11 protein-coding genes and 1 tRNA gene are annotated in these 15,400 nt (G+C 57.2%); 5 read left to right on the forward strand and 7 right to left on the reverse strand.

Annotated features, from left to right (window positions below):
- Nucleotides 1-190 precede the first annotated feature (190 nt).
- A complete protein-coding gene (locus ABF824_RS06865) occupies nucleotides 191-838 on the forward strand; it encodes a hypothetical protein (RefSeq protein WP_415487386.1) in 648 nt (215 codons plus the stop codon).
- A 139-nt stretch (nucleotides 839-977) separates the two neighbouring features.
- Here the strand turns inward: ABF824_RS06865 and rplI are convergent, their stop codons facing one another.
- From rplI to ABF824_RS06895, 6 genes are all read right to left on the reverse strand, one after another.
- Nucleotides 978-1,559, reverse strand: coding sequence for a 50S ribosomal protein L9 (gene rplI, locus ABF824_RS06870; RefSeq protein WP_415487388.1), 582 nt, complete (start codon nucleotides 1,557-1,559; stop codon nucleotides 978-980).
- A gap of 11 nt (nucleotides 1,560-1,570) precedes the next feature.
- Complete coding sequence (rpsR, locus tag ABF824_RS06875) at nucleotides 1,571-1,846, reverse strand: 30S ribosomal protein S18 (protein ID WP_415487390.1); 276 nt, start codon at nucleotides 1,844-1,846, stop codon at nucleotides 1,571-1,573.
- 6 nt (nucleotides 1,847-1,852) lie between these two features.
- Nucleotides 1,853-2,329 carry a 30S ribosomal protein S6 gene (gene rpsF / locus ABF824_RS06880; protein ID WP_415487392.1) on the reverse strand — a complete coding sequence of 159 codons (477 nt, stop codon included), beginning with the start codon at nucleotides 2,327-2,329 and terminating at the stop codon, nucleotides 1,853-1,855.
- A gap of 196 nt (nucleotides 2,330-2,525) precedes the next feature.
- Entirely contained in the window at nucleotides 2,526-5,246 is a 2,721-nt protein-coding gene (locus tag ABF824_RS06885) for a M16 family metallopeptidase (RefSeq protein ID WP_415487394.1), read from the reverse strand.
- A 164-nt stretch (nucleotides 5,247-5,410) separates the two neighbouring features.
- Nucleotides 5,411-6,424 (reverse strand): ferritin-like domain-containing protein, encoded by a 1,014-nt coding sequence (locus tag ABF824_RS06890; RefSeq protein ID WP_415487396.1) that lies wholly within the window; start codon nucleotides 6,422-6,424, stop codon nucleotides 5,411-5,413.
- A 104-nt stretch (nucleotides 6,425-6,528) separates the two neighbouring features.
- Nucleotides 6,529-7,215, reverse strand: coding sequence for an ATP-dependent Clp protease proteolytic subunit (locus ABF824_RS06895; RefSeq protein WP_415487436.1), 687 nt, complete (start codon nucleotides 7,213-7,215; stop codon nucleotides 6,529-6,531).
- A 152-nt stretch (nucleotides 7,216-7,367) separates the two neighbouring features.
- Here ABF824_RS06895 and ABF824_RS06900 point away from each other — a divergent pair, with 152 nt between their 5' ends.
- From ABF824_RS06900 to ABF824_RS06915, 4 genes are all read left to right on the forward strand, one after another.
- Nucleotides 7,368-8,387 carry a hypothetical protein gene (locus tag ABF824_RS06900; RefSeq protein ID WP_415487398.1) on the forward strand — a complete coding sequence of 340 codons (1,020 nt, stop codon included), beginning with the start codon at nucleotides 7,368-7,370 and terminating at the stop codon, nucleotides 8,385-8,387.
- A gap of 80 nt (nucleotides 8,388-8,467) precedes the next feature.
- Nucleotides 8,468-8,543: transfer RNA gene (locus tag ABF824_RS06905), tRNA-Glu, on the forward strand.
- 356 nt (nucleotides 8,544-8,899) lie between these two features.
- On the forward strand, nucleotides 8,900-11,290 hold the full coding sequence (locus ABF824_RS06910) for a glucose/quinate/shikimate family membrane-bound PQQ-dependent dehydrogenase (RefSeq protein ID WP_415487438.1): 2,391 nt from the start codon (nucleotides 8,900-8,902) through the stop codon (nucleotides 11,288-11,290).
- 270 nt (nucleotides 11,291-11,560) lie between these two features.
- Complete coding sequence (locus ABF824_RS06915; RefSeq protein ID WP_415487400.1) at nucleotides 11,561-13,792, forward strand: Hint domain-containing protein; 2,232 nt, start codon at nucleotides 11,561-11,563, stop codon at nucleotides 13,790-13,792.
- 70 nt (nucleotides 13,793-13,862) lie between these two features.
- Here ABF824_RS06915 and fumC read toward each other — a convergent pair whose 3' ends face one another.
- Nucleotides 13,863-15,308: a class II fumarate hydratase gene (fumC, locus tag ABF824_RS06920; protein WP_415487402.1), complete on the reverse strand. Its 1,446-nt coding sequence runs from the start codon at nucleotides 15,306-15,308 to the stop codon at nucleotides 13,863-13,865.
- Between the last annotated feature and the right edge of the window lie 92 nt (nucleotides 15,309-15,400).

The following is a 15,400-nucleotide window of genomic DNA, read 5'->3' on the forward strand; positions in this document are numbered from 1 at the left end:
TCATTGACTGCATGGATTTCTAATCGAGCCAGTTCTGGCAAAGTATATTGCAGAAGAGGGGAGGGCGGTTTCGCTCTCCCCTTTTTTATTTGTGATTATATCTTTTAGATTCCATGGACCGGTGTTTGCCTGGTGGAGTCAGGCAATAGCTTCTGACAGAAGCTGCTTTTATCGGTTGGAGTGATACGGCATGCGCAAAGTTGTTGCTTTTGTTGCCGTCAGTAGCTTCGTGTCTTCCTCGGCATTTGCGACAGATCCCCTACTTCTAACTGCTCCCTGCGGCACTTCGGCTGACCTGATTGCGCAAGGTGTGGTTAGGCCGTTGCCCAAAGATGCGCACAGTCTGGCCCTAGAATTTGTGGCGGCGGGTCTTCGGATTACTGATGCATGGGAGGTCAGGTGGCCTGAAAAATGTCAGGTCAGTATTCAACGGGTCTCACATGGGTGGGGCGTGATTGATCAGAATGTGGCCATCCAACCGAGTGCTGGTCGCCTTGTTACGTCTGACCCGAAAACGGTAACGCCTGCGCTACTCGAACCTGCTCATCCTTTCATTCCCAATACAGAATTCTCAAGTTCATATGCGCTGTTAATAGATAACTGGCGGGTGGGGTTATGGCAGGAACCCACTGGTCGTTCCATTATTGCCGCTTATCGCCCGGGAGAGACTGCTGCACCACGGCAGATCATTCTTTCTGCGAAGCCTGTCATCGGCATTTCTTATCTGGCCTCACCTGACTCATCGGGAGGTGCTTATTTTCTGTGGCAGAAAGTGTCAGCGGGTAATTATCGTGTCATCACGGTGCAGTGGAACGAAGAAGCGGTCCGTTCACGGTGATCAAATTGGTTGGGGTGGTAATCATCAAATATAAGCAGCTTTTTCCATGAAGACATCGTTACTGCAATAAACAAACAAAAAGCCCCGGACGGCGAAACCATCCGGGGCTTTTTTGCGTCCAGAAAGGAGCCTCTTCCAATTACTCGGAAGCGGCTTCTTCTGTCGGAGCTTCTTCGGTGGACTCTTCGCCCACGAGTTCGAGGATGGGGGTCTCTTCCTCTTCCTCGGCACCGATCACTTCGCCACGCGCCTGACGCTCGGCTTCTTCAACCGTACGGGCAACGTTGACGCGCACTGCAATCGAGACTTCAGGGTGCAGGGCGACGCGAACGTCGTACAGGCCCAGTGTCTTGATCGGGTGCGGCAGATGAACCTGACCACGAGAGATGGTCAGACCAGCTGCGGTTGTGGCTTCCGCGATGTCGCGGGTGGTCACGGAACCGTAGAGGTTGCCGCCATCACCAGCCTGACGGATCAGGACGACCGACAGGCCTTCCATACGCTCGGAGAGACGCTCGGCTTCTTCGCGACGCTTGATGTTCTGCGCCTCGAGCTGAGCGCGCTCACGATCGAAGCGCTCACGGTTTGCGGCGTTCGCACGGATCGCCTTGCCCTGCGGCAGAAGGAAGTTACGGGCATAACCCGGCTTCACCTTCACAAGATCGCCCATCTGGCCGAGATGCTCGACGCGCTGGAGCAGGATAACTTCAGTAGCAGCCATGATCTCCTCCCTCAGCCCACAACGTAGGGCAGCAGGGCGAGGAAGCGGGCGCGTTTGATGGCCTGAGCCAGCTCGCGCTGCTTCTTTGCGGAAACGGCCGTGATACGGCTCGGAACGATCTTGCCGCGCTCGGACAGGAAGCGGCTCAGAAGGCGCACATCCTTGTAATCGATCTTCGGCGCGTTAGGACCGGAGAACGGGCATGCCTTGCGGCGACGGTAGAACGGGCGACGCGCACCAACGGCAACGCGACGAGCACCCGGATTGACGGTGTTTGTCTCGGACATCGGTGCTTACTCCGCTGCGGTTTCTTCGGCCGGTTCGGCGCGCTGTTCGTTGCGTGCGCTGTATTCCTCGCGGTCGTCCGAAGAACGACGTGAGGAGCGACCGCTTTCAAAACGACCGGACGGCTTCGGGCCACGGAAACCACGCTCACCGCGATCATCGCCCTTGCGGGACAGGATCGGGGACGGATTCTCGTCGAATTCTTCCACGCGGAGCGTGAGCACGCGCAGGATGTCTTCGTTCAGGCTGAGCTGACGCTCGACCTCACGGAGTGTCTCCGGCTTCGCGTCAAGGCCGAGAAGCATGTAATGCCCCTTGCGGTTCTTCTTGATGCGGTAAGCAAGGGAGCGCAGACCCCAGTATTCCTGCTTCTGGATCGAGCCGCCATCGGCTTCGAGCAGGCCTTTGATCATCTCGGCAACAGCTTCAACCTGCTGCTGATTGATGTCGCTGCGTGCGATAAACACTGTTTCATACAGTGGCATAATATCCCTCCGGATTGTTTCAACCCGAACATGCGGAACCATTTCTCACATGCCTTGCCCTCAGGGGCGTCGGGTATAGCCGAACGCGATGCCACGCGATCAGCAGGGAAAGGCAGCGTCAAGCACGGGCTGGAAGAAAAAGCAAGGTTTTCCTTTGATTCGCCTGCTCCAGCCCGCGTTGAACGGGTGACCTATTTTACCATTTTGGAGCCGGGCCTTTGACAATTTCGGCCAGATCATCAGGGCGCACCCATTTGCGGAAAGCTTCCTGCACGTCAGCTGCTGTAGCCTTGTAATAGGCGTGGGCCGCAATATCGAGCGTGTTCAGCGGAAGCCCCAACTGGACAAGATGCAGATATTCTCCAGCAATTTCACCAAGGCTTGCCTGCCCCAACGGAATGCCGCGTAACAGGGAGGATTTGGCGATGGTCAGTTCATCATCCGTGACAGGTGCTGTCTGCATCGCCCGGATATCGTTCACGGCTGCTTTCCGGGCCGCGCTCACCTTGTCCGGATCTGCTCCGTAAGACACGGAATAGGCACCGCGTGTCCGTCCCCAGTTGAAGCTGCTGCTGACGTTATAGACATACCCCGTTTTCACGCGCAGATCACGGTAGAGGCGTGAGGAAAAGCCTCCTCCCAGCACTTCGTTGCCGAGGGTGAGGAGGAAGTGATCGGGGTTGGAAGCTGTCAGTCCCAGACTTTCAGGCAGCACGACCGTATTCTGGACGTTGCTTTTGTCCGGCACGTGGGAGCGCGAGGCTTTGCTATCGGGCCGCGCAGGCAGATCCACGTTGGGTTTCGCGCCAGTGGCCTTCCATGCACCGAAATTCTTTTCCACCACAGTGCGAGCCTGCTCTGGCGAAATGTCGCCTGTCAGGACGATGGTGGTCATGTCCGGCCGCCAGACAGCATTATAATAGTTACGCACGTCGTTCAGGGAGAGGCCCATGATTGTCTTGGGCGTTGCCTCCCGAAGTGACGGATCGTTCTTGGGTGACACGGCAGCCTGCACGGCACGGCCGAATAGATATCCCGGCGACTGGAGTTGACCTGCCTGCTCCTGTGCGGTCTGCTGCCTCACGATCTGAAATGCCTGTTCCGGAAAGGCCGGGTGCAGTTCATTCTCGGCCAGCAATGCCATGCCTTCTTCAAACTTCGCAGAAGGCACCCGCAAAGAGAATTCCGCACCAGCACTTGCCCAGGCAGGCACGTCATCCAGCGCCTTGCGGAAGGCGAGACGGTCATGTTTCTCGGTGCCGTAATTGAACAGCTCTTCCGTCACATCCGCGACGCCTTCCTTGCCCTGCGGCTCCTGAAGATCGGCGTTGTGACGCACCATGCCGGCAATTTCGATGGTGTGACTCACGTGGGCCGGACGAATGATGATCTGTAGCCCGTTCGGCAACGTCTGCACCACGGGTTCAGGTGCTGGGGCGGGAATGTCGAGACGGGCGAGCGCCTGCTCAGCCCAGTCGGGCAGTTTTACGGGTTTATCTGGCGCCGAGGCGAAGGATTCCGCTCCTCCGAACCCTTTGCCTTCAACCGGTTTGCCTGACTCTTCCGGCGTCAGAATAGCCGTTACGGCGTGTTCTGGGGCGAGAAGTTGCGCTGCCAGCCTGTTGACCTGCTCTGGCGTTACGGCGCGATAGGCGGTGATCATATCGTCAGGCGATGAAAGCTTCTTGAAAGCCAGTGCTTCCGACCAGTTTTCGGCCAGTCCACTGACAGAATTGGCCGAAAAGCCGAGCTGGGCGATTTCCTTGGTTTTGGCAGCCTCGACGAGTTCCGCCGGGACACCTTTCTGTCTGATCTGGGCAAGAATAGCCCGCACATTGTTCAGAACGGCCTTTGAATCCCCACCTTTCGGGAAGGCTGCGAGAGCCAGTCCGAAACCCGCCATCTGTTTGGGCGCGAATTCGAAACCTGCGAACAGAGCTTTGCCCTCCGGGACGAGCTGATAAAGCGCGCCACGCTGGCTGGAGAGCACGTCCGAGAGAATGTCGGCTGCGGCAAAGTCCTGCGCTGTCTGGCCCGGCATCGGGAAGGCGATGGTGGCGAAACCGACAGGGTAATCCGTGGGAAATGACAGGGCCTGTGCCGGGGCGGGTGCAGGCTTGACTGCCGAGCGCGCGGGAAGATTCTTTTTCGGGATGGGGCCGAAAATGGATTTCACTTTCGCCATGGTCGCGGTCGGATCGACATTGCCCACAATCACGAGAATGGCGTTGTTCGGCGCATACCACTGCTCGTAGAATCTGCGCAGCAGGGCGGCATCGGTTTTGTCGAAAGAGGGGCGGGTGCCCAGCGCGTCATGTTCATAAGGCGTGCCTTTGAACAGAATGGATTGTAACTGCGCGATATAGCGATAAGCCGGACTGGAAAGATCGCGTGAGACCTCCTGCTCAATCGCGCCACGCTCCTTGTCCCAGTCGGTTTCGGAGAGTGTCAGGCCGTTCATGCGGAGGGCCTCGATCCGCAGCATGACATCCAGATCTTCGGCGGGCGCGGTATAATAATACTGCGTCACGTCTTCCGTGGTGTCGGCGTTGTAGCTACCCCCAAGACGGGCACCGAGCGCTGCGAGCTGGTCTTTGTCCAGTCCCTGACTGCCGCGGAACATCATGTGTTCAAGCGCATGCGCGGTTCCCGGAAAGCCTTTGGGGGCTTCTGACGACCCGACAAGATAGTTGAGTTCCGTCGTAACAACGGGAGCCAGTTTGTTCTGCACGACGACGACCTGAAGGCCGTTGGACAGCGTTTCCTTCGTGACGGAGGAAATCTGAGGCGCTGTGGCTTCCGTGGCAACGCGCGCGGAGGCCGTATGGTGCGGTAGACCAAGGCCGCCCAAGGCGGTTCCGGTCAGGAGGGCGGCGCAGAGCAGGGGGCGGAATGTCTCGGAAATATTGAGGCGCATTGTGCTTTAGCTATCCCATGCCATCGACAGAACGCTGGATCATGCAGTCTGATGGGCAGTCTGTCACCCATGCGGGTGAATTGATGGACCTGTCAGAAACAGAAGAGGCGCGACAGCCTGTTGGCCACGCGCCCCTTCCGGTATTTCATGTTGTAATCAGGGCTTCACGCCGCCATTGCAATCTGCTCACCGATGGCGTCGGGCTTCTTGCCAAACAGGCGAAGCACGAACAGCAGTGTTTTGGCGATGTTCGGGGCCAGTTTCGGACGCAGCAGGCGCGGGTCATAGCCCGAGAAGCGCTTGGCGTTTTCCGTGAGGCAAATGTCGAGGAAATCCGCCAGAGTGATCTTCTGGTCGGTCATTTCCTTGGTGCCATTGACCGTAAAGTTATTGTCCTGTGTTTGCTCGTGTCCGTCGGCATCGACCGAACGGACAAGCCCCAGGCGTTCGTAAATGAGGAAGCCCCATACAGCGAGCACCTTCAGTTCGAACCAGGGACGCTTCCATGCAGGCATCACCGCACGATACCAGGCCAGCCAGTTGGCGAAGAGGAGAATGTGGCGACATTCCTCCTGCATGACCGGCTCAAATGTCTCGGTAAGTTCCGCCGGGAAGAAGCCGGAAAGGCGTGCCACCTTGAACATGCCGAATGCAAAGAAGCTATCGACGCATTCCGAGAAGCCGGTGACCAGATAGGCCCACTCGACATCTTTCGGCTCGATATAAGGGGGCTCTGGCGCCATGGGGATATTGTACGCCGCAACAAGCTTGCTCAGCACTTCCTTGTGGCGGTTTTCTTCCCACGCGTTACGCGAGATCGCGTCCTTCATGTCCGGATCTTTGATCAGGCGGGCATAGGCGGCCATGCGTAGACGGGCTTTGCCCTCCGTCTGAACGGCGATGTCCCAGATGGGCAGGGATGTCACACGCTTCAGAGCTTCCGGCTCAAGCTTGGGCCAGTCGATGACGGACGGACGATAGGGGTTGAACGTCTCACGGAACATATCCGCGATAGCGCGCTTATGCTCTGGAGAGCCGGGCTTCAATGGCCCCGGAATCGGAGAGCTCCAGTGACGGGACCGATAATCCGCTTCCTCGACGGCCGCTGCGTTGGGCGGAGGAGGGAGATCATCAATGCTGTCGGGGAGTCTGGTGTAAATGTCGGCAAGCGCGGTCATGGCCACATACCCACGTTAGAACGCGACCCCACGCCGCAAGGGCAGGGATCGCGTTGGTGATGGATCTTGAATTTCCACGGCTGGGCGCGGAATGGACCCGCCAGTTAGTGAATGTCGGATGGCTTGGAAATGATCTTTGTCACAAGACCGTAAGAAATCGCTTCCTTGGCTGACATCCAGTAGTTGCGATCCGTGTCCTTGCAGATCTTTTCGTAAGGCTGACCCGTTTCGCGTGCAAAGAGATGATTCAGACGCTCACGCATCTTGATGATCTCACGTGCTTCGATGTCGATGTCCGTTGCCGGTCCCCGCACACCGCCCATCGGCTGATGAAGCAGGAAGCGAGTGTTCGGCAGGCAGAATCGACGATCCTTATGACCAGCCGCGAAAATGAGCGCCCCAGCGGACGCGACCCAGCCCGTTCCGATCATGTTTACCGGTGCGACAGAATCGACATAGCGGATCATGTCGTGAATCGTGTCGCCGCTCTCGACATGACCGCCGGGAGAGTTGACGTAAACGTCGATCGGCTTGTCGGACGCGCCAGCCAGCGCCAGCAGGCGGCCTGTGACATCGCGCGCGATCTTGTCATTGATACCGCCGAAGATCAGAATCTTACGCTGATCGAAAAGGCGGGTTTCAAGCTCGTTGATAGGCGAGGACAGCGTCTTGTTGTCATCTGGTTCGCTCTTTTCCGGACCCTCCGGCGGCGGAATGTCCGGACCGTCCGGCTCATCGTCCAGTCTGATCCGCCCTTTAGTGACGTCGTCCAGCATGCGGTTGGCGCCCATCAGGTCGGCCTCCTTCGTTCGGTGATATGATCTCATCCTTATTATCCTGCGACAGCCTGCTTGCAATGCCAAGTCGTGAAGGCGGATTAAGAGGCGCGCAGCGGGAAGGGATACTCTCGCCAGAGAACGCCGAAACGATTAAGATGCCGCAAATGAAAGTCGTATCGTTCTTGCCGGCTCTGGGCCGTGGTTGTCGCAGGATTGCCCTGCCTTTTTCCTGTGCGCTGCTCATGGGCTGTCAGCATCGCGATCTGGTCGATACGACGCTCGACTGGTACCACCAGCATCAGGGCGGCATCATCGCCCAGCAGCGGCCACCTGCGCCGGGGCAGTTCGATCCCTATCCCAATGTGGGTCTGACGCCGACCACGCCGCCAGAACTCCCGTCGCCGGAGCTGAGACAGCAGATCACCAACAATCTGATTGCTGATCGCAATCTGACGATGCGCACGGCAGCGCAGAACGGCACGCTCACGCCGGATATTCCGCCGCCGCCCAATGGTCAGGTCAAACCGGCGCCCGCTGCAAAGACGGAGGGTGCGCCACAATCTTCGCAACCGTCGAAGGAAACAGCGACGACCACGCCCGTGCCGCAGGGCGGGATGGGGGCCATTCTGGATGCAGCCGATTCTTCGTCCACCCCCCCTGCAGCTCCGCAGAAATCTTCCGATTCTGTAGCGAAGAAGGACGCCGCGCCTGCGGAAGCCGAAATAGGTATGCCGGAGTTCACAGGGAATGCAGCCGTTGTGGCGACGACGGTTGACGGGCCGTTACCCGAGATTCCCGCCGCTCCACCGGCGTTGCCTTCCATTGCGGGTGTCGATGTGCCGGTCAGCACACCGAAGGAAGATGCTGTGCGTCCTGATTACGATCTTTCGCAAAAAGACGGGACATTGCTGAATTTTGCCCCGGGATCGGATCAACTGGCGGCTGGCGAAGATACGAAGATCAACAAAATTGTCTCATCACGACGGGGAAGCCAACTTTTTCTCCACTGTAGCGGTGAGACCGTTTCCATGAGCCCGGAAGATCAGACGCGCGCGGTGCAGCTTGGCCTGTTGCGCTGTCGCACGCTGTCTGATGCTCTGACGGCCAAGAATGTGCCTGCTTCCGTGCTGCATATCAGCAGCTCTGCATTCGGTCCGGCGGCGCGCGTCAGCACGAACGGATGATTTTTTTAGGCTTTTGTCATTTTTCTCGTAACCGCCGCTTGACGCGATCATGCCCCTCGGTTACCTACCGCCTCGCCTCTGTCCCGTTCGTCTAGAGGCCTAGGACACCGCCCTTTCACGGCGGCAACACGGGTTCGAATCCCGTACGGGACGCCATTATTTTTTAATGGCTTTTTGGCACGATTTCACAAAATAAAGCGGTTTCTTTCATCATATTCAGCTGAGGCTGGATATGAAATGAAACTGATGATCGGTTTTAGCAAAACGGCGTGTTTACACTCTCGAAGTAGCCACGTTTTTTCGAACCCGCATGAAAAAATATCCGAGTGGGTTCGGCTGAAAGACGATTTTCCAGTCTGCTGCTGCCATCAGCTCAATTTCCTATACCCATTGCAGAGAATGGCCCTCGCATTTGGCGCCAGCGCCTGAATTTTCTTTGTGGATTTATTGACAACCGATGGGCTTCTCATTTGTTTCGGCAGGATAACGCGCAGAAGTAGGACTGACCTTTGATCACACGACGACCAGACACAGCGTATGCGACAGGACGCGGTATTGTTCTCTCAGCCACCGCGATTGCCATTGGCGCATTGGGGCTTGTTCTTGCGGGCGCAGGAGGATGGCTGGCCGCTCTTGGAGGCTCTTTTTATTATGTTCTGTGCGGCGTCGCATTACTGCTGACCGCTATTCTGCTCTGGAAGCAGCAGATCGCCGCTCTCTGGCTTTACGCCCTGATCGTTTTTGCGACACTGGGTTGGGCGATTGAAGAAGCCGGGTTTGACTTCTGGACGCTGGCGCCGCGCGGAGACATCATTCTGCCGATTGGCGTATGGCTGCTGCTGCCCTTCGTCACCCGCCGTCTTGGGCGCGGGGCCAGTGCTGCCCGAGCCCCTCTGGCCGCGGGCATTTTTGTTGGTGTGGTTGTCTTTGGCTATGCGCTGACGCAGGACCCACAGGACATGGCTGGTGCATTGCCGGAGGCTGAAGGCCCGGTTACGCCGGGCGATGCTTCGCAGATGGCTGAGGGCGACTGGAATGCCTATGGGCGCACTCAGTTTGGCGACCGTTATTCCCCGCTGCGTCAGATCACAACGTCGAATGTGAAGGATCTGAAGGTTGCATGGACTTTCAGAACACATGATCTGAAGCGGTCTGATGATCCGGGTGAAATCACCGACGAGGCAACACCCATCAAGGTAGGCGACACGGTTTATTTCTGTTCGCCTCATCAGATCACCTTCGCTCTCGATGCAGCCACAGGCCAGCAGCGCTGGAAATTCGATCCGCAGATTAAATACAATCCGAGTTTCCAGCACATGACGTGCCGAGGCGTGTCTTATGCTGAGACACCTGCCGCGACGGATGGCTGCGCGAGCCGTATTCTTCTGCCGACAAATGACGGGCGTCTGTTTGCCCTGAATGCAAAGACGGGCGCGCGTTGCTCTGCATTCGGAAAGGATGGCGTCATCGATCTGACCGTTGGCATGCCGATGAAGGAACTGGGTTTCTACGAACCAACGTCGCCGCCAGTCGTGACGAGCAAAGTAGCGATCATATCGGGGGCGGTGACGGACAATTATTCCACGCACGAGCCGTCAGGTGTGACGCGCGGCTTTGATCTGTTGACCGGAAATCTGGTCTGGGCGTTCGATACAGGCAATCCCAATCCGAACGAACTTCCTTCCGAGACGCATCATTACGTAGCGAACTCACCGAATTCATGGATTACGTCGGCCTATGACGCCAACCTGAATCTCATCTACATCCCCACCGGCGTAGCAACGCCGGACATCTGGGGCGGCCATCGCACGGAAGATCAGGAGCGTTACGCCTCGGGTATTCTCGCGCTGAACGCCGATACGGGTGAGAAGGCGTGGTTCTACCAGACCGTTCATCATGATCTGTGGGACATGGATATCCCCGCTCAGCCAAGCCTGGTTGATATCCATCAGGCAGATGGCAGCGTGGTGCCCGCGCTGTATGCGCCTGCGAAAACGGGGAATATCTTCGTTCTGGACCGTCGTGACGGGCACCTGATCGTGCCCGCGCCGGAAACCCCGGTTCCGCAGGGTGCCGCGCCGGGCGATCATCTTTCGTCGACGCAACCTTATTCCGAGCTGACTTTCCGTCCGAAAGATAACCTGACTGATGCGAACATGTGGGGCGCGACGATGATTGATCAGCTCGTCTGCCGCATCCTGTTCAAATCACTGCGCTATGAGGGGCCATTCACGCCACCTTCCACGCAGGGAACGCTCGTGTTCCCGGGTAATCTCGGCATGTTCGAGTGGGGTGGTCTGGCGGTAGATCCGGTGAGACAGATTGCCTTTGCTAACCCGATCGCTATTCCATTCGTCTCGCGTCTGATCCCGCGCGGCCCCAACAATCCGGCACAGCCTGCTGAAGGTGGTGCGGCGTCGGGGTCCGAGCTTGGTGTCCAGCCGCAGTATGGCACGCCCTTTGGCGTTGAGCTGAATCCGTTCCTCTCGCCGTTTGGTGTCCCCTGCAAGCAGCCGGGTTGGGGCTATGTCGCTGGCATAGATCTGAAAACCAACAAGATTGCGTGGATGCACCGTAACGGCACGACCCGTGACAGTTCGCCGCTGCCTTTCGGCTTCAAGGTCGGTATTCCTTCGCTGGGTGGACCGATCACCACAGCGGGAGGCGTGGCCTTCCTGACATCGACGGCGGATTATTATATCCGTGCTTACAATGTCACGACCGGCAAGCAGTTGTGGGAAGACCGTCTGCCTGCTGGCGGTCAGTCCACGCCGATGACCTATGAGCAGAATGGTCGTCAGTTTGTCGTGACCGTCGATGGCGGTCACGGATCATTTGGCACCAAGCTGGGTGATTACGTGGTGGCCTATGCTTTGCCGGAACAGGCTGAAGCCTCGCACTGATCTCTTGCGCAAAAAGCAACGGGAAGCCTGCCGCGTCCTTTCAAGGGATGCGGCAGGCTTTTTTGTTTGTGAAAGTAACTGATTTACCGAAAGATTTTTGTTGAAAGAGACTGGGTTTGTGGAGTGTTGGAGGTGAAAATGTAACTCTTTATTAAATACATATATTTAGCCTCGCAGAGAGATCGAGAAAGAAAAAATTAATCCTGCGGGAAAGGATTTCTCAATGTGAGGTGTATTTGAGGAAGTCCTGCTGTGGGTGGAGGTGTAAACGTGACAACCATCAGCAGCGGTGTTTCTTCAAGTAATGTCACGGCGACATCATCGGATCCTCTGATTGTTGCGTCAGGGGGGAGTGTCACCACAGTCACTGTAGGAAAAGGCGCATCCGCTTCTGTTTCAGGTGGCGCTCGCGATGTTACGGTTTCCAACGGTGGCAGCGTTACGGTCGCGTCTTCCGGTGTCGTCGACGCAATTACACTTCAGCAGAAATCGACTGAAAATGTCAGCAAAGGCGGTGAGACGATCTCCGTCTATGTTGATTCCGGCTCGACCCTGACGGTCTATTCAGGCGGCTCGGCCGCCAGCACGACCGTGGTCGGGCAGGGATTGGAAAACGTATCGTCTGGCGGCGCGGCGAGTAGCATTGTACTGAATGACGGCTGGCTGGCTGTTTATCCTACCGGCTCTGCAACCGACATCACGGTAAATTCCGGCAACCCTGCTGCCACAATGACATATGCCAACGTGCCGATCGTGGGTGTGGGGCTGTATGTCGCCGGTGTGGTCAGCAACGTTGTCGTCAATTCCGGTGGGGCCGCGAATTACGTTTATTACCAGACGAAGGGCAGTGGCACGCATACCACCGTCAATTCCGGTGGTGTGCTCCGCGATCAGGGGGGCGTTTCCATAAGTGCCGTTCTGGAAAGTGGCGGCAAGGAACTCGTCTATTATACCGGCTCAAGTATTTCGACCACCATCCGCAGCGGTGCAGGGCAGTATGTGTCAACCGGCCTTGCCTCGGCGGCTATCGTCTCGGGCGGTGGTTTTCAGATTGTCAGTGGCAAGAACGCACAGGCTGTCGATACGCAGGTATTGTCGGGTGGAACCGCTACTGTGTTGGCGAGCGGCATCGAAAGTGGTGTGACTGTCGCTAGTGGAGGCACCGTCACCGTCTCGGCAGCAGGGATTGCCCGGGGTGGCACAATTGTCAGTGGTGGCACTCTGTCGGTGTCAGCGGGTGGCATCGTTTCTGGCGTGGACATTGATGGTGGGGCGTTGACCCTGACCGGAAGTGGCGCGGTAGCAACGGGCACCATTCTGGAAAATCAGGGTCAGATATCTGTAGCGAGCAGCGCCATTCTTTCCGGTGGAACTTATACCAGCGGAACAGTCATTGTTTCGAGCGGTGGTCATCTGAATGGCGCCAGTCTCGGCATGGACGCCCGTGCCTCTGTCCTCTCTGGTGGGCAGGCTGGTGAAGTAAGTCTGCTATCGGGCGCCACTCTAAGTGTCGGATCCGGAGGAACGGCAACCAGCACGACAATCAATAGCGGCGCCAATTTTGAAGCTGGCTCGGGCGCGAGCGTCACGAGTGTGGTTGTCAGTAGCGGAGGTGTTTTTCAGATCGACAGTGGCGCTACAGCGACCGCTACGGTTCTGACATCGGGAGGCAGTATCGAACTCGTCGGAACCCAATGGTCGGATACTGATCAGGTCGACTTCGATAGTGCAACCAATACGCTTTCTGTCAGCGATAATGGTGTTGTTCTGGCAGTGATCAATCTGGCATCTGTCGACGAGAGTTACAGCAATGCCGGGTTCATGATTTCGGAGACGTCCTCGGACGCCCTGTATGCCGCGCCGAACGATATTCTGGTGACAATGACGGCGGCCGCCTGTTTTTGCAGAGGCACATTGATTGAAACCGAATTTGGTCCGATGGCGATTGAAACCATTGCGGCAGGAACACGCGTTCGCACTGTAGAAGGGGAGTTAGCGTGCGTGCGTTGGCGTGGTGTGCGTCGCTATACGCATAAACAGATGATGCTGAACCGGACTCTATGCCCTGTGCGGTTGCGGGCTCATGCGTTGGCGCAGGATGTCCCGCGTCGAGATCTCCGTCTTTCGCAGTTGCATGCATTGTACTTGCAAAAGATATTGCTGCCGGCGAACGCGCTGGTAAACGGACGTTCGATATTTATTGAATCTCCTTCGCCTGCCATAGAATATCATCATCTTGATGTTGGCGCGCACTGTGTTGTTCTGGCTGAAAATACGCCAGCAGAAACTTTGCTGGGTGAGAATGAGGCTCGCCGCAGTTTCGACAATTACAGTGAAGAAATTGAGAGAATGCCCGAAACTGGCAAGCCTCCGGCCCATTGCGCTCCCCTGATCGAAAGTGGGGAACTGATACTTCATCTTCAGGAGCTTTACACACGCCGGGCGAAGCGTCTCGGATTTCCTGAATACTTTGAAGAAACTGATGATACCTGTCTTGTCTGAGAGATAATTTCTTATCCAGTTCAGGAAAGCACGGCGTGACGATGATGATCACGCCATGCACCATTCCATGTCAGGCGCCGGCGAGGCCTGTGCCGACCATTTTCTTCACGTCCACACAACGGTTGAACGTCGCCTCGTCTACACCGGAGGCTAAAGCCGCTTGCCGCAGGGTTTCGCCTTTTTCCATTGCGCGGTGGGCAATGGCGGCAGCCTTGTCGTAACCGATTTCCGGGCTTAGGGCCGTAACAAGCATGACTGAATCTTCAATGTAACGGTTCAGCCGCTTTTCATCGAGCTTTGTGCCCTCGACAGAGAAAACCCGGAAGTTGTGGCTTCCGTCGGCAAGAATGCGGATAGCATGCAATACATTGGCGACGATAACCGGGCGCATCACGTTCAGTTCCAGATTGCCTTGCGCACCCGCGAAGGCCACCGCCGTGTCATTGCCCATCACCTGTGTGGCAATCATCACCATTGCTTCGCACTGCGTCGGGTTCACCTTGCCCGGCATGATCGAGGAACCCGGCTCGTTCTCTGGCAGATGTAGCTCTCCCAAGCCACAGCGCGGACCAGAGCCCAGCCAGCGCATATCGTTGGCAATTTTCATCAGCGCCACAGCCAGCCCGCGCAGCCCTGCCGAAGCACGCACCATGGCATCAAGACCGCCCAGAGCCGCAAATTTGTTGGGCGCCGTAACAAACGGCTTTCCGGTCAGTTCCGCGATCTTGGCGGCGATGGCTTTGCTGAATCCGGGGGGCGCATTGAGTCCCGTGCCCACCGCCGTGCCACCGGCTGCCAGTTGCGCAAGACCAGGCCGGGCGGCTTTCAGTGCATCAAGCGCATCATCAAGCTGCTGCGCCCAGCCGGACCATTCCTGACCGACTGTTAGCGGCACAGCGTCCTGAAGATGCGTCCGCCCGATCTTGATGACATCCATCCATGCATTAGCTTTTTTCCGGATGGCGACGATGAGCGCCTCAATCTGCGGCAGAAGCGTGTTTTCAATTTCCAGCAGCGTGACGACATGCATTGTCGTGGGGAAGGAGTCATTGCTCGACTGCCCCATATTCACATCGTCGTTGGGATGGACGGGTTTTTTCGAGCCGATTTCTCCCCCCAGAAGCTGGATGGCGCGATTGGCGATTACCTCGTTGGCGTTCATGTTGGTCTGGGTGCCGGAGCCGGTCTGCCAGACGAACAGTGGAAACTCGCTGTCCAGTTTGCCTTCCGTGACTTCATCGGCGGCGCGGATAATGGCGTCCGCTTTCCATTGAGGAAGGCGCCCGTCAGCCAGATTGACCAGCGCGGCCGCCTTTTTCACGATCCCATAAGCCCGACAGAGTTCGATCGGCATGACATCGCGCCCGATCGAAAAATGAACGAGGCTGCGCTGTGTCTGCGCGCCCCAGTAATGATTGGCGGGAACCTCGATCTTTCCCATTGAATCCGATTCAACGCGCGTGCCGGTTGCACTGATCCCGATCGGCACATCGCGCAGAGTATGGAGGTCGTTCATTTTTCTCTCCCGTTCGTGGCGTTGCGCACCCTAAACGGGAAAGCGCGAGAAAAAACACCGTCTCGCGCAAGAGTGACCATCTTACGGAAATG

Source organism: Acetobacter sp., from assembly GCF_047721705.1.
Lineage (GTDB): Bacteria > Pseudomonadota > Alphaproteobacteria > Acetobacterales > Acetobacteraceae > Acetobacter.